The organism is Anaerolineales bacterium (genome assembly GCA_015075625.1).
Classification (GTDB): Bacteria; Chloroflexota; Anaerolineae; order Aggregatilineales; family UBA2796; genus UBA2796.
Genome location: JABTTZ010000001.1, coordinates 524,899 through 550,401, shown reverse-complemented (window position 1 = coordinate 550,401; position 25,503 = coordinate 524,899). Strand labels below are relative to the sequence as shown.

19 protein-coding genes are annotated in these 25,503 nt (G+C 56.0%); 15 read left to right on the top strand and 4 right to left on the bottom strand.

Translation table 11 applies throughout. The annotated features are described in order from the left end of the window. Window positions 1-69 precede the first annotated feature (69 nt). The 11 genes from HS103_02350 (at window position 70) to HS103_02300 (ending at window position 15,954) form a co-directional block, all read left to right on the top strand. Window positions 70-561: a low molecular weight phosphotyrosine protein phosphatase gene (locus HS103_02350; GenBank protein MBE7511643.1), complete on the top strand. Its 492-nt coding sequence runs from the start codon at window positions 70-72 to the stop codon at window positions 559-561. Further along, window positions 558-1,445 (top strand): fructosamine kinase family protein, encoded by an 888-nt coding sequence (locus tag HS103_02345; GenBank protein ID MBE7511642.1) that lies wholly within the window; start codon window positions 558-560, stop codon window positions 1,443-1,445. Before HS103_02350 ends, HS103_02345 begins: the two co-directional genes overlap by 4 nt. 226 nt (window positions 1,446-1,671) lie before the next feature. Continuing rightward, entirely contained in the window at window positions 1,672-2,742 is a 1,071-nt protein-coding gene (locus HS103_02340) for an EfeM/EfeO family lipoprotein (GenBank protein ID MBE7511641.1), read from the top strand. Between the two features lie 103 nt (window positions 2,743-2,845). Then, a complete protein-coding gene (locus tag HS103_02335) occupies window positions 2,846-5,206 on the top strand; it encodes an iron permease (GenBank protein ID MBE7511640.1) in 2,361 nt (786 codons plus the stop codon). A gap of 256 nt (window positions 5,207-5,462) precedes the next feature. Next, entirely contained in the window at window positions 5,463-5,876 is a 414-nt protein-coding gene (locus tag HS103_02330) for a cobalamin B12-binding domain-containing protein (protein ID MBE7511639.1), read from the top strand. 8 nt (window positions 5,877-5,884) lie between these two features. After that, on the top strand, window positions 5,885-6,880 hold the full coding sequence (gene meaB, locus HS103_02325) for a methylmalonyl Co-A mutase-associated GTPase MeaB (protein MBE7511638.1): 996 nt from the start codon (window positions 5,885-5,887) through the stop codon (window positions 6,878-6,880). Window positions 6,881-7,106: 226 nt separating this feature from the next. Beyond that, window positions 7,107-7,718, top strand: coding sequence for a hypothetical protein (locus HS103_02320; GenBank protein ID MBE7511637.1), 612 nt, complete (start codon window positions 7,107-7,109; stop codon window positions 7,716-7,718). After that, window positions 7,634-9,025 carry a hypothetical protein gene (locus HS103_02315; GenBank protein MBE7511636.1) on the top strand — a complete coding sequence of 464 codons (1,392 nt, stop codon included), beginning with the start codon at window positions 7,634-7,636 and terminating at the stop codon, window positions 9,023-9,025. Before HS103_02320 ends, HS103_02315 begins: the two co-directional genes overlap by 85 nt. Window positions 9,026-9,041: 16 nt before the next feature. After that, the gene (locus HS103_02310; protein MBE7511635.1) at window positions 9,042-12,764 is read left to right on the top strand and encodes a tetratricopeptide repeat protein; all 3,723 of its coding nucleotides are present in this window, start codon (window positions 9,042-9,044) and stop codon (window positions 12,762-12,764) included. An 89-nt stretch (window positions 12,765-12,853) separates the two neighbouring features. Continuing rightward, window positions 12,854-14,764, top strand: coding sequence for a polysaccharide biosynthesis protein (locus HS103_02305; GenBank protein ID MBE7511634.1), 1,911 nt, complete (start codon window positions 12,854-12,856; stop codon window positions 14,762-14,764). After that, on the top strand, window positions 14,761-15,954 hold the full coding sequence (locus HS103_02300) for a DegT/DnrJ/EryC1/StrS aminotransferase family protein (protein ID MBE7511633.1): 1,194 nt from the start codon (window positions 14,761-14,763) through the stop codon (window positions 15,952-15,954). Before HS103_02305 ends, HS103_02300 begins: the two co-directional genes overlap by 4 nt. Before the next feature lie 13 nt (window positions 15,955-15,967). Here the strand turns inward: HS103_02300 and recA are convergent, their stop codons facing one another. The 3 genes from recA to HS103_02285 form a co-directional block, all read right to left on the bottom strand. Further along, window positions 15,968-16,969, bottom strand: coding sequence for a recombinase RecA (gene recA / locus HS103_02295; GenBank protein MBE7511632.1), 1,002 nt, complete (start codon window positions 16,967-16,969; stop codon window positions 15,968-15,970). Then, window positions 16,966-17,685 carry a helix-turn-helix transcriptional regulator gene (locus tag HS103_02290; protein MBE7511631.1) on the bottom strand — a complete coding sequence of 240 codons (720 nt, stop codon included), beginning with the start codon at window positions 17,683-17,685 and terminating at the stop codon, window positions 16,966-16,968. Before HS103_02290 ends, recA begins: the two co-directional genes overlap by 4 nt. Window positions 17,686-17,888: 203 nt before the next feature. Beyond that, the gene (locus HS103_02285; GenBank protein MBE7511630.1) at window positions 17,889-19,076 is read right to left on the bottom strand and encodes a BMP family ABC transporter substrate-binding protein; all 1,188 of its coding nucleotides are present in this window, start codon (window positions 19,074-19,076) and stop codon (window positions 17,889-17,891) included. A gap of 164 nt (window positions 19,077-19,240) precedes the next feature. Here HS103_02285 and pheS point away from each other — a divergent pair, with 164 nt between their 5' ends. Beyond that, a complete protein-coding gene (pheS, locus tag HS103_02280; protein MBE7511629.1) occupies window positions 19,241-20,269 on the top strand; it encodes a phenylalanine--tRNA ligase subunit alpha in 1,029 nt (342 codons plus the stop codon). A 112-nt stretch (window positions 20,270-20,381) separates the two neighbouring features. Here the strand turns inward: pheS and HS103_02275 are convergent, their stop codons facing one another. Next, window positions 20,382-21,599: an acyl-CoA dehydrogenase family protein gene (locus tag HS103_02275; GenBank protein MBE7511628.1), complete on the bottom strand. Its 1,218-nt coding sequence runs from the start codon at window positions 21,597-21,599 to the stop codon at window positions 20,382-20,384. Between the two features lie 373 nt (window positions 21,600-21,972). On the opposite strand from HS103_02275, the gene HS103_02270 reads away from it, so the two are divergent. The 3 genes from HS103_02270 to HS103_02260 all read left to right on the top strand — a co-directional run bounded on the left by HS103_02270 (window position 21,973) and on the right by HS103_02260 (window position 25,497). Next, window positions 21,973-22,611 carry a histidine phosphatase family protein gene (locus HS103_02270; GenBank protein MBE7511627.1) on the top strand — a complete coding sequence of 213 codons (639 nt, stop codon included), beginning with the start codon at window positions 21,973-21,975 and terminating at the stop codon, window positions 22,609-22,611. Between the two features lie 203 nt (window positions 22,612-22,814). After that, window positions 22,815-24,680, top strand: coding sequence for a phosphoenolpyruvate carboxykinase (GTP) (locus HS103_02265; protein MBE7511626.1), 1,866 nt, complete (start codon window positions 22,815-22,817; stop codon window positions 24,678-24,680). A gap of 346 nt (window positions 24,681-25,026) precedes the next feature. After that, window positions 25,027-25,497 (top strand): Hsp20/alpha crystallin family protein, encoded by a 471-nt coding sequence (locus HS103_02260; GenBank protein MBE7511625.1) that lies wholly within the window; start codon window positions 25,027-25,029, stop codon window positions 25,495-25,497. Window positions 25,498-25,503: the final 6 nt, after the last annotated feature.

The following is a 25,503-nucleotide window of genomic DNA, read 5'->3' as shown; positions in this document are numbered from 1 at the left end:
GAGAGCCGCATTAGCACAATCTGCCTATGGTATACTTTTTGCTAGAAACAGAGGTGGTATCACGACGTTATGAATGAAGCCAAGCCAATCCGCGTTTTATTCGTCTGTACAGGGAATATTTGCCGCTCGCCAATGGCGGAGGGTATTTTTCGCTATTTAGTCAATCTAGCAGGATTGACCGATCAGTTTGAGATCGATTCGGCTGGCACAAGCGACTATCATGTCGGGGAAGCAACCTACCTTGGCACGGTGACAACGCTGCGCAATCACGGCATTTCCTTTAGCACAACCTCACGTGCGTTCCGCTCTGATGATGTGACAACCTATGATTACATCATAGCGATGGATAGGTCTCATTTTGATCATATTATGCGGGCGAAACAGGCACTGAATGGCACCGCACAGGTTGCCCTGTTGCTTGATTACACGCCGAATTACGCTGACAAAAACGTCCCCGATCCGTATTATGTCACACACCTTTTAGAACCCGTCTATACGATGATCCGCAGCGGGTCAGAGGAACTGTTGAAGGCAATTCGTGCGGAGCGTGACCTGCCATGATTGCTGGCGGACTTAAAGCACGGCTCAGCCAAGTATTGGGGAAAGCCCCGACGAAGATTCACTACATTGGCGGCGGGTCGATCAACCAGGCGGCACGGGTGGAGGTGGGCAAAGAGACCTACTTTGTGAAGTGGAAGTACAACGCCCCCTCCCTCTTTTTTGAACGAGAGGGACGAGGACTTCACCTTCTGCGCGAGGTGGGGGCGATTCGCGTCCCAGAGGTCATTCATCAGGAAGAAGCCGCTCCCGATCACCCTGCCTACCTCATTTTAGAATGGATAGAGGAATCACCACGCGCCGAGCCGCTCACGTTTGCCGTCACCTTTGGGCGGGCGTTGGCGGAACTCCATCGGATTGAATCGCCAGATGCCCTTTTTGGGTTGGATCACGACAATTTTATTGGGGAACTGCCCCAGTCTAACAAAGCAAACCCGTCATGGATTACTTTTTACCGCGAGAGACGCTTGCTCCCTCAGATTGAGATTGCCCGTACACGGAAACGCCTTCCCCTAGCACGCCAGCGGCTTTTGCGCGGTGTGGTTGATACGTTAGAGGACAGCCTTCAAGGGGCAGCCACCACCCCCGCGCTGATTCACGGCGATTTGTGGGGAGGAAATTTCCTTGTCACAGCCGGCAACCAACCTGTGCTTGTTGATCCAGCCGTCTATTACGCGGATCGGGAAATAGAAATTGCCTTCACCGAACTGTTTGGTGGGTTTCCGCCTGGGTTTCTCGCCGCCTATCGGGAGGCATTTCCGCTTACAGGGGGCTATGAACGCCGCCGCCTTGTCTACCAGTTGTACCCGCTCCTTGTCCATTTGAATCTTTTTGGCGAGCGCTACGGCGCACAGATTGATACTCTTTGTGGACGGCTGATGGGGTGATGTGCCTATGCGCCGGGCTGAACGCAGCCACCCCTTCGGGGCTTAAAGGCATCCCAAAACCCTTCTAACGCACCGTCTTCGGTGTGGAGTTTAACCCTCGTGAAAAACACGTTTCTATCCGTATAAAACTCTCTTTTCACCCCTGACATTGACCTCCATCTTAGGCTTGCTTTATCCTTAAAACCATCTATCAAGAACGGAAATTACCACTCACAAGGATCGCCCTATGACAGGTTGGGTTAAGCGTTGGGTTGGCTTGATCGTGGTGGGGGCGTTGTGCCTCCCCATGCTGACACATCGTTTTGTTCGTGCCGAAGACGCTGCCGATTTGGGCGGCATTAAGGCCTATCTTCTTGAAAAAACGAGCGCATTAAAGACGAGTGCCGATGCGCTTCTTCTTGCCAGTATTCGTTATTATGACCTTGCGGAGGCGCAGAACTTCGCCTATCCCACCCTTGCCAAGACAAACCGTGAGGCACTGGCTGAGGCGTTAAAGACGGCGAAAGCGGCATGGATCACTGCCAGCCCTCTTTACGAGCAGATGGAAGGGATTGTGGCGGGCGTGCCGAGTCTTGCCGAATTCGATGTGATCCTTGATGCGGGCGCGTCCGGCGCAGAAGACCCAGCAAACGCTGTTCCCTTTGATCTCACCCTTCCCGATGGGCGCATCCTCCCCCAACCGGGAAATCTGTTCGGCGTGCTGGAATCAACCCTGTGGGGGACGCATGGGGATTATGTGGGCATGGCGGATGTCGATTTGGATGGCGATGGCGTCGTTGGGTTTGGCGAAGTCCTCCCTGAGGCAAACGTTTTGAAAGGGGCGGCTGCTCTCTTTGCCGATTATGTGATCGCCCTTGATGAAGCAGCCTCGGCATGGACACCCAACGAGACGGACGCTTTCACTGCCCTTGTGGTGATGATCCCCACCATGAGCGAGTATTTTGAAAGTTGGAAGCAGTCACGGTTTATTGCCGGAGACGCCAGCGAACAGGCAACCTTTGCTGTTATCTCACGCCTTGCTGATATTCAGGACATTCTCGGCGGGCTGGCAATCGTTTATGAGGGTGTCATGCCGCTGATTAAGGGCGTGGATGCCGTGCGTGCTGATCAGATTGGGGCGGCACTGGCTGACCTCCGCACCTATGTTGCTGAACTGTATAAGCAAGAACAAGCGGGGAAGCGCTTTACGCCTGAGGAAGCCGACTTGTTCGGGAGTGAGGCGCAAGCCCGTGCCGAGGGAATCGTTGGGGAAATCACCCAAATGGCTGCCCTGTTGAAGATTCCCTTGCCAGAATAATTAAGATCGATTGCATCCTGAATAGGACACCTGGGGCGCATCAGTTTGTTGCGCCCCTAGCCGATCTTCATGCTTGGTATAACGAGTAGAAAGACCCTGCTTTATGAAACGTACTGCCATTGTCGTCCTAAGCATCATGCTCGTAATCAGCGCGTGCCTCACCACGCTCCGCCCTGTCCTTGCTGAAGGAGGGCGCACCATTGCCCCTCAGCAATCCGCCGAAACGATGCGTCGGGCGCTGTTCAACGTTCAAGCGGCGCTTATGATGGGAAATGGCAGCGACGCCCAATCCCATCTCGCGGCGGCAGAGGCAATTTATAATGATGACCTGTCCGCGCCCATTCGAGGTGCTGATAAAGCGACTGATAAGCGGATCAGAGCGCTTTTTAAGCAGGTGGAAGCAGGCATTGCAGCGGGCAACGCGGTGCAGGTCGCGGCAGCACGGGGGCAGCTTTGGGGGGAGATTCTTGGCGGCAGCGCGGCGATTATTTTTCAGGCATTGGAACAGGGTGACGCCGCTACCGCCAAATCATGGTTATTGTTGAGAGAATTTCGCACCGCGACGAAGTTTAGCCGCCCGCCTGCCGATGCCACCCTTGCCCTAAGCGCCCTCGAACGGGGGGAAATCACGGCGAAGGTGGCGTTGGAGACGGTGCGGGCGGATTTATGGGATACCTATCAGGCAAAGATGAATGAGGCATTTGCGGAGGCAGCCCTAGCCAATACGCGGCATTTCCTAGCCAAACGCGCCGAGGCTGTGGGTATGGCTGCCGGATATTTTTCCGCCCTGACCGTCCCTTTTGAGGCGCAAAAGGGGGCGGAGGGACTTCTCACCGCACAGGCTGCGTTTATCACCTTGATTGATGCTGCCATAGCCGAGCGCCCCTTTGAGCCGGCTCTGACGGATGTGGAAAACACGCTGAGGGGATTCCGGGCTGTGGCGCTCTCGGCAGCAGCAGCGGCACGGCGGGCAGGGCAGTTCAGCCGATTCATCGCCCTTGTTTCGGTGGAATATGGGCGCGGTGTGCGCGATGGGCAGGTTATCAACGATATTGAAATTCAAGAAGCGCTTACCTTCCGCGATGCGGCGCAAGCGGCATTTGACGATCTCTACTTCTCGCTGGTAGAGCAAGAGACGGCTGCGGCGGACGAGATTCGGGAGCGGCTGCGCCAAATCGATGCCGACATTCGGGCAACGGTCAATCCGGCTCAGGTGGACAATTCGGTGAATCAGGTGGCGGTGCTTTTTAGCGCCCTAATCCCAACCGAATGGGGAGCGCTGAATACGGAATCGGATTTTGATGTTATTGAGGCGGTATTGGATCAGCTTTCCGCCGCGCTGCGGGCGGGTCAGTATGACAAAGCGGAATCGGCACGGGTAGAAGCCTACGCGATCCTTGACTCTGGGATTGAGCAAAAATTGCGCGGGTTTCAACCCGAATTGGGCAACGAGATTGAAATGCTCTTTTGGCATGGAACAGCCGAGCAGCAGGGGTTAGCAACCCTTCTTGGCAGCCATGCGCCGGTTACGGAGGTCATGCGTGGGCTGGGTGTTCTCCGCGCCAAACTAAACGAGGCAGAAAGTTACCTGAGCAGCAAAAGCGCCCCCGCTGCGGTGATTGGAAACTCGGCGGTGATTGTTTTTCGAGAGGGATTGGAGGCAGTGTTGATCCTTGCTTCACTGCTGGCATCGCTGCGGAGCGCGGAAACACGCAAATTCCGCACACCGATTATCGGTGGCGCGATTCTGGCATTAGGGGCATCGGCACTGACATGGGTAATCGCCAACAGTTTGCTCATGGCGCTCATTCGCTATGGGGAACGATTGGAGGCAGTGGTTAGCCTGATCGCTATCGGCGTGCTGCTCTTGATTTTGAACTGGTTTTTCCACAAGGTGTATTGGACGGGCTGGATTGCTGGCTTTCACAGCCGCAAGGGGCGGATTATCGCTGGCGGGCTGGCGGTAGGGCAGATCATCAGCCTGATGGTGTTGGGCTTTAGCAGCATCTACCGCGAAGGCTTCGAGACCGTCCTCTTTTTGCAATCGCTTGTATTGGACGCGGGTATCGGCGTTGTGTTGCAGGGAGTTTTGATTGGCTTGATCGGTGTTGCCATTGTGGGAGTGATCACTTTTGCCCTTCAAGTGCGCTTACCGTACAAGAAAATGCTGATCGTCACCGGAATCATGATTGCCGCTGTTCTGTTCATCATGGTGGGAAACACCGTTCACGTGTTGCAAGCGGTGGGCTGGCTGCCGATCACACCGATCCGAGGCATCTATATGCCCCATTGGGTAGGGCAATGGTTTGGTCTATACGCCACATGGCAGGGAATAGGCTTGCAAGCGGCTGCCCTTGTCTATGTTGTGGGGACGTATTTTTGGGCGGAACGCGCCATATACCACAAGAAACATACACAAGCGAAAGCGAAAAAAGAAACGAAGATCGCTGGTCAGGTTGGTTAGGCATTGTACCTTCCTGCCCGATCTTTACAGTCTAACCTTACTCCGGTGACTTCATTCCCTCGCCCCTTTCCACCATCGGAAAAGGGGCGTTCGTCTTTGGAGGGGAAGCCCCCTCAAACTCCCCCTTAGCAGCACCAAAGGGAAATGAACTCAGCAGCGTAATATCAGTTACAAAAAAACACCTAAATTCGGGCTATAATGGGAGAAATACAGGGGTATTTTCCCAGAAGACATCTGAATTTAGAGGGTTTTTCCAATGACTGAGACAAAAGAACGAAAAATTCGCGTTCTGGTGGCAAAGCCGGGGTTGGATGGGCATGATCGGGGGGCGAAGGTTGTTGCCCGCGCCCTGCGCGATGCTGGCATGGAGGTGATTTATACCGGGCTGCGTCAAACACCAGAAATGATTGTTGAGGCAGCCTTGCAAGAAGATGTGGACGTTATTGGTCTGTCCATTCTTAGTGGGGCGCATATGGCGCTCATCCCCCGCATTATGGAATTGATGAAAGCCAATGACCTGAGTGATGTGAAAGTGATTCTTGGCGGTATTGTCCCTGATGATGATCTGCCCGTGCTGAAAGCGATGGGTGTTAGCGGGGTGTTCGGTCCCGGCGCAAACACCGAAGATATTGCCAAACACATCCGCCAAGTGGTGGGAGCGTCGGCGTGAGTACGAGCTTGACATTGCCCCCTGTGGTAGCAGCTATCCGCGCCAGCCGCCGCGAACTTGCCCGCTTGCTGACGCGCATCGAAAACGGTGAGGCGAACGCTGACTTGGCGGCGCTTTACCCGGCGACGGGGAAGGCGCACATCATTGGGGTAACGGGTGCGCCGGGGACGGGGAAAAGCTCCCTTGTGAACAGCCTTGCCAAACACTATCGGGGCTTGGAGCAAACCGTTGGCATTGTCGCTGTTGACCCCACCAGCCCTTTTAGCGGGGGGGCGGTGTTGGGAGATCGGATTCGGATGCGCGATCTGTCGGGCGATCCGGGTGTTTTCATCCGCAGCATGGCAACACGCGGCAGTTTGGGCGGTCTGGCGCGAACGACGAGCGATGCCGTCCGCGCCCTTGACGCCGCCGGCTTTGAGATAATCCTGATTGAGACCGTTGGGGCGGGGCAAAGCGAGGTGGATATTGCCAGCGCCGCAGCGACAACATTGGTCATTGAAGCGCCCGGATTGGGTGACGATGTGCAGGCGATCAAAGCGGGGATCATGGAGATCGCGGATATTCTCGTGATCAACAAAGCAGACCGCCCCGGTGTAGAAAACACCCAACGGGCGCTGCGGGCAATGCTTGATCTAGGGCATCGGGCAGAGCGAATCGCCCATCACGGACGGCTGCTGACCGTTCCGGCGACGAACCTTGCCGTAGACGAGAGCAGCGCATGGCAGCCCCCAATTGTCCAAACGGTTGCCACGAATGGGACAGGGATCACCGACCTTGTCGCCCAAATTGCCGCCCACCGCGCCTACCTGATTCACACTGGGACGCAGGCACTGCGGGAACGGGCAACCATTGAGGGGGAAATTACCGAACGCCTGCGTGAGGTGCTTCTTGCCCGACTTTTGGCAGGGACAGACCGAGCGGTCTTGGCAGGGCTGGTCGATCAGGTTGTGGCGCGGCAGCTTGATCCGGCGGGGGCGGTAGAGAGCTTGCTTGGGATACGGTAGCCGTTCACCAGACTGATGTTTTGTGTCTCCGGCGCTTTTAGCGTCGGGCTGAGATTCGCCCTCTAGCACTTTTCTTTCTATGAGAAATGAAAGACGTATTCTGTAGATAACGCTTCTAAGAAATTGCCATACCCTACCTGTTTTCGTGCGAAGACGCGCCTAGGTTGACTAATTATGCAAAGATCAGTATATTAAGTGAAAGTGAAGGCTATGGAGGGCGCCTGTTTTGTTATCAATTCCAGATGCCGCACGCCGCCTATCTCTTCTCCTTGAACCACGATTCCACGATCTGAACAGTCAGGAAGCAATTTATAATCTCATTTTTTCAGAAGACGACCCGAAACCCCCCTTTACGTTTGGGGGCATAACGCGTGACACATCGATTAATTTTGTTTTCCTCTGTTCTCGTTATGGCAAGTTAAAAAGTGGACGAGAAGCGATAGAGATTTTGGGTGATCTTATCAGCGAAAGCTATGGGTTGGATCAAAAAGATGCAATCAAAGAGAGTGTGCGCATTCTTTCCGTTTCTACACGGGTTAAATCGGGCAAGACCTATACAGAAAGCCCACCCCAAGCTTTGGCGTTTATTGCACGGTTCAAAGCAGGCGAAATTCTTGAGGCTGCCCATACCATAACCGTTGATTATATTGATCCCATCCCTCTAGACCCCAACAATTTCAGAACAGTTGTCAGCGGCGCAAAGGGTATAATGCGGGTGTTCACTGAGACTGTGATTTGGGGTAAAGACCCATTATGCACCACCCATCGGCAGCACAAGTGCAACCTTCCTTTGCCGTGTGGGGGAGGGTCTTTGTGCTGGTTGGGATCGGCGTGGTGAATGTTCTCGCCGTATGGTTTATCCTCACCTACACAACAACCTACCCGCTCGCCATCGATGAATGGATTCGGAATGTTCCGCTGACAACCTTATGGCTTGATGGACGGCTCACGGTGCAGCACCTAATCAGCTTGCAAAGCCCCGTTGTGGCTGCCCCACCAGGTCCCCAAATGGTTTCGTGGCTGCTCAGCCTTCCCAATGTAATCCTCCTTCATTGGAATCTTCGGCTGGATGCCATGCTGAACTACTTCTTGATTGTGATCAACGCGGTGCTGCTGCTATCCCTCATAGGACGAGAAGGGGGGCGTCGTTGGCTGTTGGGAATCCCCGTCGTTGCCTTGCTGCTCGCTGTTCAGCAGCGCTATACGCTTCTTGTTGGGGCGCACAAATATTTCCACATGCACATCTTGTGCGCCTACCTCATGCTCTATGCCCTCGTTTGCCTTCGCCCCACATGGCGAACGTTATTCATGGCAATGGGTGCGGCGTTCTTCGCCACATTCAGCATCTTTTCAGGGGGAATTGTATGGTTGGTAACGCTCCCTTTTTTGGCGGCGTTGGGCTACCGCCGCGCTATGATCGCCGCGTGGCTGCTTGGTGGGGCGCTCTCGTTGTGGCTTTTTGTCAACCTTCCCGGCTTCACCCTCAACTCAGAATTCTACATGACAGGGGGGGCAAACCCGCTTATACTTAATCGTATTGTGAATGGTTTGCTCTTTGTGGTGACTTACATTGGCGGAGTCTTTGCCGCTGGACCAGAGAGCGCTCTATTGCCAGCAATGACCTTAGGGGCGATGGCGGTGGGGCTTTTTGCCCTGAATCTGTGGGTATTACGGCGTAGTTCTGAGCGCCGCTTGATTCTGCTTTGCAGTGTGTTGGCACTCTACGGGCTGCTGTTCGGCGTTTTGGCTGCCGTTGGGCGGGCTGATGGGTATGGTGTACGGGGGGCGCTTTTAGAACACTATATTCCGTTTTCTGTTCAGATTTGGATTGCCCTCAGTGGTATGATGGCGCTCACCTTTCGCCATATGCTGAGCAGGACAACGCGCCCATCCTTCGTCATGACGGCAAACCTCGTGGTGCTACTCTTGGGGACTGTCTTTTACGGTTCAGCCGCCCTTGAGACGGTGAAATATGCCGAAGCCCATCGCTCGTTTGTGGCTGAGGCTGAGCAATGCATTGTTGAGACAGCCGCTGGACAGCGAGACAACACCAATGGCTGTCTGGTTGTCGGGGGCTATGCCCTCCCCGAATGGATCAAGTCCCTCGCGGGGCATCAGTTGACAGGTTTCGCGCCCAAGCCGTGACCAAAGTAGGATGATCATGACCATCGGCAGCCAATCTTTGATCAACAACCGCTATGTGCTGATGGAACTGCTTGGATCGGGCGGGATGGGGAGCGTTTATCGGGCATCGGATCGCCTTAATGGGCAGGTCGTCGCCTTGAAGCGCGTCTCGGTGGAGACCTCTGCCCTTGTTTTTGGGCTGCACCCTGAGCGGGTCGATCTCCGTCTGGCGCTGGCACGCGAGTTTCAGACTCTTGCCTCGCTGCGCCACCCCAATATCATCAGCGTCTTGGATTACGGCTTTGCCATGGACGGGCAGCCCTACTTCACCATGCCGCTTTTGGAAGGGGCGGTGGATGTCCGTGAGGCGGCGGAGCGCTTCGATTTACGGGGGCGGGTGGGCTTGATCGCCCAAATGTTGGAGGCGCTCCGCTACTTACACCGACAGGGAATCATCCACCGCGATTTGAAGCCGGGCAATGTCCTTGTTACGCCCGATGGCGTGCTGCGCCTGCTCGATTTTGGGCTTGCCATTGAATCCGAAAAGGCGATCGGTGTTGCTGGCACCTTAGCCTACCTTGCCCCTGAAATACTGCATGGGCATCGTCCGGTGATCCCAACGGATTTATATGCCGTCGGCGTTATGTCCTATGAACTTCTAGCGGGGCGCTATCCTTTTGAAACGGGCACGCCACAAGTGATGATGCGCCAAATCATCGCCATGCTTCCAGACCTGACGCCCATTCCAGAGGGACTTGATCCTGATGCCCCTCGGCTTTATACAGGCGGCAGTGCCCACAGCGAAGGAATCACGATCATTCTCCCCGATTCATCCACTCACGCAGGGTCGCTGCCACTTGATGAAGAAACAAAAACATTCGTCGCCGCTGAAGTTCCCAAAACGGCTGATTTGATCAGCGCCACCCGCCCGATTATCCCCCTTGCCGAGGTGAGTGGGACTCCACCCGAAGGACAGCGTAAACCGACCACCCCGCCAAGCCACCTTCGTGCCTTTGTGGGGCGTCTATTGGCGAAAGTTCCTGAAGATCGTTATGGCGATGCGGGCGATGCCCTCCATGATCTTGCCGCCCTTACAGGGCTGCCGGAACTTGCCGAGAACGCCAACGCCCGCGAGAGCTTCTTGGCGGCGGCAAAATTTGTCGGACGGCAGCGCCCGTTGGGAGCGCTTCAAACGGCACTCAATGCCGCCATTCGCGGCGAGGGGTCGGCGTGGCTGGTGGGGGGGGAAAGCGGCGTGGGAAAATCGCGCCTAATCGATGAAATTCGCGGGATGGCGCTCGTCAATGGTGCCCTTGTCCTCACTGGGCAAGCGGTGGATAACGGGGGGCTTGCCTACCAGATTTGGCGTGATCCGGTGCGCCGTTTACTCCTCTCTACCGAGGTGAACGACCTTGACGCTGGAACACTGAAGTCCATCATCCCCGATATAGCCGCCTTGCTAGATCGTCCCATCCCTGATGCGCCAGCGCTCGATGGGCGTTCGGCAGAGCAGCGCCTCGCCGTGACCATCCTTGATCTGTTCCGGCGTTATGCCCGTCCGATACTCTTGATTGCTGAAGATTTACAATGGGTGACGGAAAGCCTTGATCCCTTGAAATTGATGATCAAGACGGTGGGCGACCTGCCGCTGATGATTATTGGGAGTTATCGTGACGACGAACGTCCCGAACTTCCCGCCGAACTCCCGGAAATGCGCTTGCTCACCCTAGAACGCTTTGACACCGCTCAGATCGTTGCGTTCAGCCAGTCCATGCTTGGCGAGGCAGGGACGCAGCCCCGCCTGATCAACCTTCTGGAGCATGAGACAGAAGGCAACGCCCTTTTTATGGTCGAGGTTGTTCGGGCGTTGGCAGAGGAAGCGGGAAGTCTGGGGGCAATCGGGCGGGCGACGCTCCCTGATCATGTCTTGTCGGGCGGCATCAAGTCGATTTTGCTCAGACGTATCGCCCGTGTGCCGCTGATCGCCCAACCCTTGCTGCGTCTAGCCGCAGCGGGCGGACGGTTCGTCGATCTAAACGTGATCGCTCACCTTGATCCCACTCTAAACGTAGAAGGGTGGCTTGCCGCCTGTGTGAACGCCGCCGTTTTAGAGGTGAATGACGGACGCTGGCGATTTGCCCATGAAAAACTGCGTATGACGCTCTTAGAAACCATGGATAGTGCCGAATATGCTCAGGCAAACCGCCGCATCGGTGTGGCAATTGAAAACATCTATGCGGGAGATGACGCCTACGCGCCGCTGCTGATGGATCATTGGAAGGCGGCGGGCGAACGCGATAAAGAAGCGCACTATGCCACCCTGACGGGGGAGCAGCTTGCCCTCCGTTCACTCTTTTCCGAAGCGCGAAAGCTCTTTACGCGGGCGCTGGCGCTGCTGCCGCCAACCGACCACGCCCGCCGCGTTGAGGCGCTGGTGGCGCTTGGCGAAACGGCGGAACGGACAAGCGATTACCCCGAAGCGCAAATGCGCTTTATGGAGGCGCTGGAAAGCGGCGCGGCAACCCCCGCCCTTGAAGTGCGGGCGCACAACGGTTTAAGCGCTGTTGCCCACCGCCGGGGCGATTATGAGCGTGGCGAGGCACAGGCACGCGCCGCCCTTAGCCTAGCGCAGAAGGCGGGGGATCGGCGCGGGATTGCCGCCAGTTTCAGCAATTTGGGCAACATCGCTTACGCACGGGCAGACTACAGCAACGCTGCCCGCCACTATGAGGACAGCCTTTTCATTAGCCGCGAGTTGGCAGACCGTGCAGGGATTGCCGCCGCACTCACTAGCTTGGCAAATGTTGCCTATGCGCGGGGCGATTACCCCCTTGCCCGCGCCCGCTACAGCGAAACCTTTGATATTTGGCACGAGATTGGCAACCGCTTGGGGATGAACATCATCCTGAATAATCTGGGGGCGGTGGCATCCGCGTTAGGGGATTATCAGAATGCCCGCCAACATTACGAGCGCAGTCTGACGCTTCAAAATGAAATTCATGACCGGCGGGGGATTTCCTTTAGCCTGAACAATCTCGGCACAATTGCCTACCGCACGGGCGATTATCCCCGCGCCGCGCAATATTATGAAGAAAGTTTGAACATCAAGCGCGAGATTGGGGATCGCAAAGGGGCTGCCAGCAGTTTGAACAACCTTGGCTTTGTTGCCTATGATCTGGGTGATTATAATCGGGCGAAAGCATACTACGCCGAATGTTTGAGCATCGGGCGGGAGATCGGAGACCGGCGGGCAATTGCCAACGGCTTGGATGGCTTGGGAATCACCGCCGCCGCCCAGAACAACCATGCGGCGGCAGAGACTCATTTCAGCGAGAGTTTGGCGCTTTTCCGTGAGATGGGAGATCGCGCCGGGGCAGCGACAACCTTAATTAACCGAGGATTTTCCCGCTTGCAAGCGGGCGATCTTCCCGGCGCAGGGGATTCCGGGTGGGAGGCGGTCAGTCTCGCGCAGGAAATCGGCGCATCGGGTATAGTGGTAGATGCGTTGATGCTCTTTGCCCAACTCAACTTAATGCGCGGAGCGCCGGGCGATGGCGAACGGGCAGCGGTGTTGTTAGGGGCGGCAGAAGTCCATCCCGCCTTCAGCGGCGGGCAAAAGAGGCGCTTTACAACCCTTTGGGCGGAATTTGAGGAAAATTATCCTGAGGAAGCCCGACCTGCTCCTATTCAAGCAGCGCTTATCCGAGGCAAAACGCTGACCAGCGACGAGGCGATTCAAACCTTAGTCAGTCAACGATAGCCGTTTTAAGGGATTCCAAACAACACTTAGCACGATCTTCATGAATCAAGGCTTTCATCCCTTAGTGCATCATCGTTGGAGTATATGCTATGCTTTTTGCGCGTAATCCGTTCAACATCCGCAACCGCTATTATTTTCTGATCGATCTGGTCATCTTCACCCTCTCGGCGTTTGCCAGCTATGTGCTGCGTCTAGAGGGGCTTGCCTTTGCCTCCGATGCGCTGCGGGGGTTGGTCGTCTTTCTCATGTTTGCCATGCCCATCCGCTTAGCCATCTTTGCCCTGATGGGTATCTACAAGCGCCATTGGCTGAATGCCGGACCCAGCGAACTACTGACAGTGGCGGCTGCCTCCCTCATTTCGGGGGGGATTATTTTCCTGACGGTTGCTATCTTCGCCCAATTGACCACGACGGATCTGAAAATTCCCCGCTTTGTCCCCATCACCGATACACTCATCGTGATGATTGCTGTTGGCGTCTCACGGTTTAGCTCTCGCGCTTATTTTCATCTTCGCGCGCGGTGGCTTATCGGCAAGATTGATCCGCTGAACAAGAAGCGCGTCCTCATTATCGGCGCGGGAAACACTGGCACGCAGATTGTCAGCGCCCTTGAATATGCCCGCCAGCGGGTAAATATCATCGGCTTTTTGGATGATGATGTGGCAAAAGTTGGGGCGCAGGTGCGCGGCTACCGTGTGTTGGGCAAGGTTGCCGATCTCCCTAGCGTTACCAAACGATGGGAGATCAATCAGGCGGTCATTGCCATGCCCGGCGCCCCGGGCAGCGTGATTCGTCAGATTGCCGCCGATGCGGATCGGCTCAAACTGGACTACAAAATCATTCCTGGGATGTACGAATTGATCAGCGGGCGTGTCAGTGTGAATACGCTCCGCCCGCTCGCCATTGATGATCTGCTGCGTCGCGCTCCGGTCAACTTGCGGATGGATGATATTGGAGAGTATATCCAGGGGCGCACAGTCTTAATCACCGGCGCAGGGGGGTCGATTGGCTCAGAGTTGGCGCGGCAGATTGCCCGCTTTATTCCGGCAAAACTGATCCTTTTGGGGCATGGCGAAAACAGCCTCTTTGCCACGGAAGTACGTCTGCGGATGGAAGCGCCCAACTGTCCCGTATCCGTCGTCCTTTGTGATGTGCGCGACAGCCAACGGTTATGCCAAGTCTTTGAGCAGCATCGCCCACAGGTTGTCTTTCATGCCGCTGCTCATAAGCACGTCAACATGTTGGAGACGAACCTGATTGAGGCGGTGACGAATAATATCCTCGGAACGCGCAACATCATTGAGCGTTGCAATGCGGTGAATGTGGAGCGGATGGTTTTGATCTCTACGGATAAAGCAGTTACCCCAACAAGCATCATGGGGACGACAAAACGGGTTGCCGAACTGTTGATCATGGATGCCGCTGCCAAAGCCCCCAACCGCTTTGTCGCCGTGCGCTTTGGGAATGTCCTCGGCAGCCGCGGAAGCGTCGTCCCCTTGTTCCAACAGCAAATTGCCGCTGGCGGTCCGATTACGATCACCGATGAGCGCATGACGCGCTATTTTATGAGCATCCCCGAAGCCGTCCTTCTTGTGCTGAAGGCGGGCAGCCACGTCGATAGCGGTTCGCTTTATGTGCTGAATATGGGCGATCCAGTGCGCATCATCGATCTCGCCCACGATATGATCCGGCTCAGCGGGTTGGAAGTGGGGCGCGATGTGGACATTGTAATCACTGGCGCAAAACCGGGCGAAAAACTCCATGAAGACCTTTTCTGGGAGTATGAACACAGCGAACCGATTGAAGAAGGGGCAATCTACCGCGTGACACTGCCCGATGAGCATCAGCGGGAGCGTGTTCATACCGGAATCACTTTCATTGATGACCTGATCGTCGCCGCCCACAACCATTCTGAGGAAAATGTGCGCCGTTTGCTGCGGGAAATTGTCTTTGATCACGCCCGTACAAAAACATCCTACCCTGTTCATCCTGCGGCATGAGAACAAACAATCGGGGCGCTTTTGTCAGCCGCCGCACCTTTTTACCCTTTTCACCACCCTCCATTGGGGAGGACGAAATTGCCGCTGTGGTGGAAGCGCTCCGCTCCGATTGGCTGACCACCGGTCCCCGCACGGGGGCTTTTGAGAGCGCCTTTGCCGCATGGCATAACCTTCCGGCGCAAGGCGCTTTGGCATTGAATTCCTGTACCGGTGGGCTTCATGTGGCATTGGCGACGTTGGGCATTGGGCAGGGCGATGAGGTGATTCTTCCGCCGCTCACCTTTGCCTCGGTTGCCAATGTGGTCGAACAAATGGGGGCGACGCCCATCCTTGCCGATGTTGACCCCGCCACCTTAACCCTTGATCCAGCGGCGACAGCGCAGGCGATCACCCCGCGCACACGGGCAATTATCCCCGTTCACTACGCCGGACACCCCGCCGAGATGGATGCCTTCCGCACTCTTGCTCAAAACCACAATCTGCGCCTGATCGAAGATGCTGCCCATGCGCTCAGCGCTGAATATCGGAGGCAAAAAATCGGGACGATTGGCGATTTCACTGCCTTCAGCTTTTATCCCACGAAGAACATCACCACCAGCGAAGGTGGGATGCTCACCGGAGCGCCCGATCAGATTGCGGCGGCGCGGTTGTGGAGTCTGCATGGGTTGGATCGGGATGCGTGGAAACGCTACAGCAATGAGGGATCGTGGTATTACGAGGTTGTGGTACCGGGCTTCAAATACAACATGACCGATATTCAGGCGGCGCTTGGGCTTGCCCAACTGAATCGCCTTGCCGAATTTCAAGAACGGCGGCGGGTGGTGGCGGGGCGCTATAACGCCGCCTTCACGAATCACCCTAGCCTTGAACCGCCAACAGTGCGCGATTATGTCGTCCCCTCATGGCATTTATACGTCTTGCGCTTGAATCTAGAGACGCTGAGGATTGATCGGGCGCAGGTGATGGAAGAACTGAAGGCGCGAAACATCGGGGCGAGCGTCCATTTTATCCCCGTTCACCTCCATCCCTACTATCGGGATCGCTATCGTTGGGCGGCGGATGCCTTTCCCATTGCCTACCGCGAATACCAGCGGATGGTGTCGCTGCCGCTTTTTCCCAAAATGACCGATGCCGATGTGGAGGATGTGATCGCCGCCGTCTTTGATGTGGTGGAACGCTTCCGCCGCTAAGCGAGGGGCAACCTCATAAGCCAAAGCGGGCGCGAATCGCATTTTCCAGCGCCTCAAGTGTCTGTGGGTGATTGTCCAGATGGCGCTTCACGAACTCCCGCCCTTGCCCCAACGCCTGCCCGCCAAACTGGTAAAACGCGCCGCGCCGCTCAATGATCCCCACGCGCACGCCCAAATCGATCATATCCCCGCTGCGGCTGATTCCGCGCCCAAACATAATGTCAAATTCCGCCTCGCGGAGGGGAGGGGCAACCTTGCTTTTCGTCACGCGGACGCTGACACGGCTGCCAATATCGTCCAACCCCATCTTTAAGGGGGCAACGCGGCGTACCTCCAAGCGAAGGCTGGCATAGAAGGGGAGCGCCCGCCCGCCTGTTGTCGTCTCTGGGTTGCCGTAGAGCACGCCAATTTTTTCTCGAAGTTGGTTGGTGATGATCACCACCGTCCCAGAGGCGTGGATCGCCCCGGTCAGTTTGCGGAGCGCCTGACCAACCAACCGCGCCTGCGCCCCGACATGATTCTCGCCCATCTCGCCAGCGATCTCGGCGGCTGGCACAAGGGCGGCAAGGCTATCCAAGATGAGAACATCGAACGCCCCCGAACGAATCAGGGTTTCGCTGATTGTCAGGGCATCTTCCCCGCTGTCGGGCTGCGTAAGGTAGAGACGATTCAGGTTCACGCCGACGCCAGCGGCATACCGTGCATCAAGGGCATGTTCCATATCGACAAAGGCGCAAACACCGCCCTCTTTTTGCGCCTCGGCAATGGCGTGCAAACAGAGCGTCGTTTTGCCCGAACTTTCTGCCCCATAAATCTCGGTGATCCGTCCGCGTGGGTAACCGCCTACCCCTAACGCCACATCAAGGGAGAGCGCCCCACTAGGGATAGTTGCTAGGGCAAGGTGTTCGGCGTCTCCCAAGCGCATCACCGTCCCTTCGCCAAAGCGTTTCGTCAGATCACGAATTGCCGCGTCTAGCGCCTGACGTTTCTTGGCGACGCCTTGCCCATCGGTCATTCCCTATCCTCACTGGGTGTTGGTGGGGGTGTCGGTGGGGAAGTCATTGCTGGCGTTTCAAAGCCGGGCGGCGTCTTTTTCTGGTGGCTAGGGAATTCGAGGGTTGTCTGCTTATGGATTGAGTCGGGGTCTTGCGGAAGGACGACTTGGCGATTACGGGGGATGATAGCGGGTTCAATGACCACTTCGGGATCGCTGCCCGCCTGTGCCGACCATTCCTCAATAAACGTTCGCAGCCATGCCAATTCCGCTTTGATCAAGGTGATTCGGTGGGAAAAGAGCGCCCCTGCCTGAAAGGAATCGGCAACTTTACCCGCCCCAACCATCGTTTCTAAGCGCCCCAACTGGACGGTGAGGTCTTGCTCACGGCTTGCCAGCGCCCCGCGAACATGGGAGGGCTTTAAGACATGGAGGTTTGCCAAGCCAAGCTCAAAACTTTTGTCGTAGGCACGGGGGCTGCTCAGAAGGTCGGTTACGGCGGTTTGTAAAACACCTGTCCCCGCCGCTGTGATCTCGTATTTGCGGCGCGGATCGTCGGTTACGACACGGGCGATCAAGCCTTGTCGTTCCAGTTTATCGAGGATGTAATAAAGGGAGGAATTCCCAATTGCCGTCCAACGGCGCAGCCCTCGCGCCTCGATCAATTCATTCAAGCGGTGATCGTAATTGGGTGATTCAGAAAGCAAACTGAGAACAGCGAGTTCGGCGTCGGTCATGGGCGCACCTCAACGGGCAAGCATCCGATATATTCAGTGTAGTCCTATGCGGGGTAGGCGTCAACTGGTTTAATCGCGGCAGGAACGCTTGGGGTGACTCCCTACCCGCCGATGAGGAGGGGAGGGGAAGGATGAGGGGCGACCCCATGTGGTCGCCCCTACGGGGGTGGAGGGCGAACGCGCTGTAAGCACGTCGCTACTTGTTATTGGGCGGGTTTGCTCTCGCCCTTCATGCCTTCCAAAAGCTGTGGCAAATACCATACTTGCTCATCGGTGGCAACCTCGCCCTCCTTCAGGAAAACCGTCCCATCTTGGTAGTTCAGCGGTCCCTTAAAGAGAACAACCGAGCCATCCCCCAAGCCGGCAATGAAGGTATCAAGGCTGACAGCATTATCGTCGCCTAAGGCATCGCCCTTCACAAAACCAACGGCGGAGGTATCCCGATCATTGATGTCTTCCCAATCGGGTCCAACCCAATCCCACGAGGGCTGCCATGTTCCATCCTTGATCGCTTGGATGATCTTGACATAGCTGGGACCCCAATTGAAGAAGGGTGTTCCCAAACAGACCTCTGGGGCAATCTCACAGGCACCTTCGTAATCATAAGGGACGGCGTAGACCTTCTCGCCTTTATCGGCACGTTGTTTTGTGACGACGATTCCCTCGGTGGTGTCAATCCCTGAAATAATCACGTCTGCCCCACCGTTGAAGAAGCCATTTGCCACTTCGGTTGGATCAAGGGTGACGCCGGGCAGGTTGAACCAGAAGCCGATCCACTTCACCTCAAAGCTGAGATCGGCGGCTGCCCCACCGCGATAGGTTTCAAAGCAGTAGCGTGCGCCCAAATAGGCGGATACCACCAGACGACGGGTTTCGTCGTTGATCAGTGGACCTAAGTAGGCAATCGAATTCGTCTCTGTTTTCAACGCCGCTGCACAGCCCGCTGCCATTTTCATATATTCCATACGTCCCATGACATTCCCCACGTTCTTCGGAGCAACGCCCTTCAGGACGCCATCGCCAGAGACATGGATAAAAATGACATCGGGAAAGGCTTCTGCCGCCTTAAGCGTGTCGGGACCGAATTCATCGGAGGTGGTGAAAATGATCTTTGCGCCTTGCTCGACCATGCTCTCAACCACCTGCTCAAGAGTCACATTGGGACGATCCCCTGGATTGAGCTTGTCGAGAACGATCTTCTTGACGCCTGGGATCATGTTTTCGGCGTAGACCGCCCCATCAAAATGAGCCTGACTCCAGCCCCGATCATTTTCGGGACCGACCAAGACAACCCCAACAATGAGTTCGTCTTGCGCCGCAATAGACCGAGGGGCGTTTGCTGCGCCAAGCAGCAACGCCGTAACAACCATCACCGATAGCAGCCATCGCATCGTTTTCATTACCACGCTCCTTCACCCTGTCTTGTTCAGACACGTTTTACCAACAAGATAACTCTAACCTCCCACCGTTCACCCGTCAACGTCCGTATGCTATACTTTGCGCACAAGGGCGGGATTAGCGCTGCCAAAGATAGCCACGAAAGACAGGACACGTCATGTCGCTGCACGAATTAGAACGTCTCTATGATGAGGCAAAGATGGCACTCCCCACCATCCGAGATGCCGCCGCGTTGGAGGCTTGGGAAAAACACTACATCGGGCGCGGGGGAGCGGTCACGCTCTTGCTGCGCTCTGTTGGGACACTCCCCAAAGAGGAACGCGCTGCCTTTGGCGCACGGGCAAATGCTGTCAAACTCGACTTGGAGACACTTTATAACGCACGGGCAGAGGTCATTCGTCAGCATGATCTTGCCAAAAGTCTTGAAGAAGATGAACTTGATGTGACGCTCCCCGGACGTCCCACCCCAACGGGGGGAATTCATCCGGCGACGCAAACACTGCGGGAAATTTACGCGATCTGGGCGGAGATGGGCTTTCAGGTCTTTCGCACCCGCGAGGTGGAAGACGACGAGACGAATTTTGAGCTATTGAACATCCCGCCGCACCACCCCGCCCGCGATATGTGGGATACCTTCCATACGACGACGCCGGGGGTCATCCTGCGCACACACACTTCGCCGGGGCAGATTCATGCCATGCGTCGCTATGCGCCGGGTCCGATCCGCGTCATTTTGCCCGGCATGTGCTTCCGCTATGAGCAAATCTCGACCCGGAAGGAAGTTCAGTTCAACCAAGTAGAAGGGCTGGCGGTGGGCAAGAACATTCGCCTAAGCGACCTCAAAGGGACGATCACTGCCTTTGCCCACCGGATGTTCGGCGCGGATCGGAAAGTGCGCTTTCGGGCGTCTTACTTCCCCTTCACCGAGCCGAGCATGGAAGTCGATGTGGAGTGTATCCTCTGCGAAGGGGAGGGCTGTTCGGTATGCAGCGGGACGGGATGGCTGGAGATTGCCGGCTGCGGGATGGTCCATCCAACGGTGCTGACGAACGGCGGCTACGATCCGACAGAATTCAGCGGCTTTGCCTTTGGGATGGGTCCCGAACGGATCACCATGTTGAAACATGGGATCACCGACATTCGCTACTTCTGGGGGAATGATCTGCGCTTTTTAGAGCAGTTCTAGAAGAACCCCTATCCCCCCCACCCTCGTATACAGGGGAAGGGGACACGACGGGCGACCACAAGGGGTCGCCCCTACGGGACGCGCCGAAGGGGGATGTTTCACCCCCAATCCATTACGCCCCTACCGACTCGGCTTGCCACGACTCGGCATTATAGGCGGGCATTTCGCAGCGCAAGGGGCGGTCTTGGCGGAAACCAAGCGCGTATTCTGCTTGCATCAATTGGTGAATTTCGCTTGTCCCCTCGTAGATGGTCGCCCCCTTGCTGTTGCGGAGGTAACGTTCCACGTCGTATTCATCGCTGAAGCCATAGGCGCCGTGCAGTTGGATTGCCTCCAGCGCAGCTTGAACGCTGTGATCAGTAGCGTACCACTTCGCCATGCCCGTTTCGCGGGTGTTGCGCAGTCCGCGATTTTTCATGAAGCCCGCCTTCAGATAGAGCAAGCGAGCAGCATCATACCACTGCTGCATAAACCCGATCTTCTGCTGGATCAGTTGGTGGCGGGCGATCTCTTTGCCAAAGGTGGAGCGGCTCATCGAATAGGCGAGGCTGTCTTCAAGACACGCCCGAATCAGCCCCGTTGCGCCGGCAGCGACGGTGTAGCGCCCATTATCCAAACAGGACATAGCAATATAGAAACCTTCACCTTCCTCACCGAGGCGATTTTCGGCGGGAACTTCCACATCCTGCATGGCAACCCACCCCGTAGAGCCAGCACGCACGCCTAACTTCCCATGAATATCGCCCGTCGTCACGCCCTTCATGTCGCGGGTGACGATGAACGCCGTCATGCCTTTGTGTCCAGCGGCGGGGTCGGTCTTGGCGACGACAAGGAAGTGATGGGCTTTCGTAGCGAGGCTGATCCACATTTTCTCGCCGTTTAGGATGTATGTATCGCCCTGCCGTTTGGCACTCGTGCGCATGTTGACCACATCGCTTCCGACACCGGGTTCGGTCAGGCAAAAGCCCGCGTATTTCTCGCCCCGCGCTTGGGGAGCAAGGAAGGTTTGTTTTTGCGCTTCAGTCCCCCATTGAAGAAGGGCGAGGCTGTTCAAGCCCATGTGGACAGACATGATCACGCGCAGGGTGGTATCGACGCGCTCTAGTTCTTCGCAGACCAAGCCAAGCGTCACATAGTCATAGCCCTGACCGCCGTAGCGGGCGGGGATGCTGATCCCCAAAATCCCCAGTTCGCCCATGCGCGGCAGCACAGCGGGATTTAGCTCTTGTTTGCGATCCCAATCTTTGATGGTGGGGCGAATTTCTTTGTGGGCGAAGTCGCGGGCGACCTTCTGTGCCATAAGATGATCGTCATTGAGGAGGAAATCCATAATTTAGCAGCCTTTTTTACTTGTTTCCCCATTGTTTTCGAGGAAAGTACCGAATTTTTCTATCGAATACGCTATCCCTATGATTATATCGGAAATCGGCGCGGCGTCTGTGGTCAGTTCTCGATTTGGGGGGTAGCAAAGCCCTTAATGAGATTAAATACTTACATCTCATATGATATTAGAAGGCAGTGAGGTTTGGGGTTCAGGGAACGATGCGGTGCTTGCCAAAGGTATCGTTCCCAACACGATCCTGATCACAAGCCAACCCCGAAGTTACGGATACCTTCTGAGGGGCATCATCGGGCATATCAGGTTATCCTTAGAGGACGCAATTCAGAATCGCAACCCGTATCATGGTAGGTGAATGACCCGTATGACCACCACACACATTCTCTTGATTCGGCACGGCGAAACCGATTGGAATAGATCGGGGCGCTGGCAGGGACTCGCCCCAATCCCACTTAACGAGGATGGACGGGAACAGGCGCGGCGCTTGGCGGCATATCTCGCCGCCTGTGAGGTCATGGCAAGCGCCATTTACAGCAGCGATCTTTCCCGCTGCCGCGAGACGGCAGCGATCATCGCCTCGCGCTTGAACAAAGCCCTTCACCTTGATCCGCGCCTCCGCGAGATTGATCTAGGGCAGTGGCAAGGGTTAACGGCTGAGGAAATTCGCTTTTGGGATGGCACCGCACACAGCTACCGCGAGGCAGACCGCCACCACCGCCCTTTCCCCGGCGGGGAAAGCCCGCATGAATTAGCGGTGCGTGCCTGTGCCGCCCTTGACCATGCACGGGTGAACCACGCCGGCGGCGAAATTGTGATCGTCACACACGGCGGGGTGATTCGGAACATTGTCCGCCACTTAGGGCTGCTGGCGGAGCCGCCCCCCCCCGCCAATACATCCCTATGGAAACTGGCATACAACGACGATGGCTGGCAGTTGGTCTATAGCAACCGCATCGATCATCTTGCCCCCGATGCGCATCTTGCGAAGGGGGGTGAGGGTTAATATAGGGGCAGACAGCGGCGGGTGTCACCGCGCACAATTGACTATCCAATAACCTTAGTTTCTTTTACGGCGTTTGATAGTGCAAAATTTCACGAGGAATGTCACCCACGTTTCATGCCATTCAGCCGTACTTCCCTCAGACGGTGCATGATAGGCTTTTAGGCAGGTAAACATACAGATAACGACACACAGGAGAGAGAATCATGGAATTTCCGAGCTACATTCGGCACGGAAAAGCGAAGGATTGGATCACGCGCATGGTGAAGCTTTGCCAGCCAGCGCATGTTCATTTCTGCGACGGTTCACAAGACGAATATGACACGCTCTGCGAAGAACTTGTTCAAGCAGGGACGTTTATCCGCCTGAATCAGGCGCTCCGTCCGAACAGTTTCCTCGCCCGCAGCGACGCAAGTGACGTGGCACGGATGGAAGACCGCACCTTCATTTGCAGTCTCAGCAAAAACGAGGCGGGTCCGACGAATAACTGGGTAAACCCCCGCGAGATGCACGCCACCTTGAATACGCTCTTTGATGGCTGTATGAAGGGGCGGACGCTCTACGTCATTCCCTTCAGCATGGGTCCGTTAGGATCGCACATTGCCTACAGCGGGATTCAGATCACCGACTCAGCCTATGTTGTGGTGAATATGCGGATCATGACCCGCATGGGGAAAGCCGTGTACGACTATCTCGGCGAAGATGGGGCATTTGTCCCCTGTATGCATTCCGTTGGGATGCCGCTTGAGCCGGGGCAAGCGGATATTCCATGGCCCTGCCAAAAGGACGCTGAAAACAAGTATGTCGTTCACTTTCCCGAAGAACGTTCGATCTGGTCGTATGGGAGCGGGTACGGCGGGAACGCGCTGCTGGGCAAGAAGTGTTTCGCCCTGCGTATTGCCTCCAACATTGCCCGTGATGAGGGCTGGCTGGCAGAACACATGTTGATTATGGGCGTTGAGTCGCCGGAAGGCAGCAAAACCTATGTGGCTGCCGCCTTCCCAAGCGCCTGCGGCAAAACGAACTTTGCCATGCTCATCCCGCCAGATGCCTTTGAGGGATGGAAGGTGACCACCGTTGGCGATGACATTGCTTGGATCAAGCTAGGATCGGATGGCAAACTTCACGCCGTTAACCCAGAGGCGGGGTTCTTTGGGGTTGCGCCGGGGACGAACGTCAAGACGAACCCGAATGCGATGGCAACCATTGTCTCGAACACCATTTTCACAAACGTTGCCCTGACGCCGGAAGGGGATGTGTGGTGGGAAGGGATGACCGATACGCCCCCCGCCCGCCTGATCGATTGGCAAGGGAACGAATGGACACCAGAAAACGGCAAGGCGGGCAAAAAAGCGGCGCACCCCAACGCCCGTTTCACTGCGCCGGCTGCCCAATGCCCAAGTATCGACACCGAATGGGAAAACCCCGATGGTGTACCGATTAGCGCCTTCATCTTCGGCGGACGGCGGAATTCTGTTGTGCCGCTCGTTTTCCAAGCCTTCAATTGGGTCTATGGCGTTTACTACGCGGCGACGATGGGTTCGGAAATGACCGCCGCCGCCTTTGGGAAGATGGGCGAGGTACGCCGCGATCCCTTCGCCATGCTCCCTTTTGCTGGCTACCACATGGCAAGTTACATCAACCACTGGCTCAGTTTCGGGCGCTATATTCCTGAGCCACCACTCATGTTCTTTGTGAATTGGTTCCGTAAAGATGCCCAGGGGAACTTCCTGTGGGCAGGCTATGGGGAGAACATGCGTGTCCTGAAATGGGTTGTGGATCGGACGCGGGCACGGGCGCGGAGCAAGGAAATTGCTTTAGGACGTGCGCCGCGTTACACGGATATGGATTGGCGCGGGATGGAAAACTTCACCGAGGCGGACTTTGAGCGCGTCATGTCTATTGATAAGGAACTGTGGAAGGCGGAAATTCTGAGCCATGAAGAACTGTTCATCAAGCTCTATGACCGCCTGCCAAAGGAACTGATCGCCGTGCGTGAGCTGCTGCTTTCCAGTTTGTGGCGCGAACCCGAATGGTTAAACGTCGCGGAGACAAACGGCGAGGGTGCGTAGGGACAGTTACGCCCGCTGCTTTAGCAGCGGGCTAAAAGGCTGACCACCCCGTCGGGGCTTGAAGGCAACTACATCAGGTGGTTTGTCTTTCCAAGTTCCACAGGGGTGGCTATTCTTAGCTCGGGCGTCTCACCCCCGCGCTGGTGTATTTGTCTCACGCCCTTCTTCCAAAAGAAGGGCAGCATATTCGGACAACAAAGGGTTATTGGTTACCCCCCCAGAGTGAAACTCTCCTCCCGCCAAATTGCCCCCTTCTGCATCATATTGCGTCAGATTGCGTCAGATTCAAAATGGTGTGGTAGAATCGCACCATAGTTTCGGAGATATGCCAATTGCGGAGTCGTCTGTGGACACCACCCAACCTCCCATGCTCATCCTCGGCAGTGCAGAGAATGATCTCTCCCTCGACTCCCCACATTATGGTCAAGTGAACCAATGGATCGTGATGCAGCAGTCGAACACCTGGCGTCCACCAACGGATGTTTTCGAGTTGGAAGACCGCCTCATTGTCATGGTTGAAATTGCGGGGATGCGTGATAGCGAATTTAACGTCGTTTTGCAGGATCGCCGTTTAATCATTAGCGGCGTTCGGCGGCGGGTAGGGCAAGACCGCATGGCGTTTCACCAAATGGAAGTTCGCTATGGCGAGTTTCGCACGGCAATTAGCCTCCCCTGGTCCATCGAACGAGAGCGCGTCGCCGCGACCTATAAAGATGGCTTTTTGCGCGTTGAGCTTCCACGCGCTACAAATCAACAAGTGCATATTGTCAACGTCGATGTCGAGCGCGACGAGGCAGCCAAGACGGACGAACGTTAGGAATCC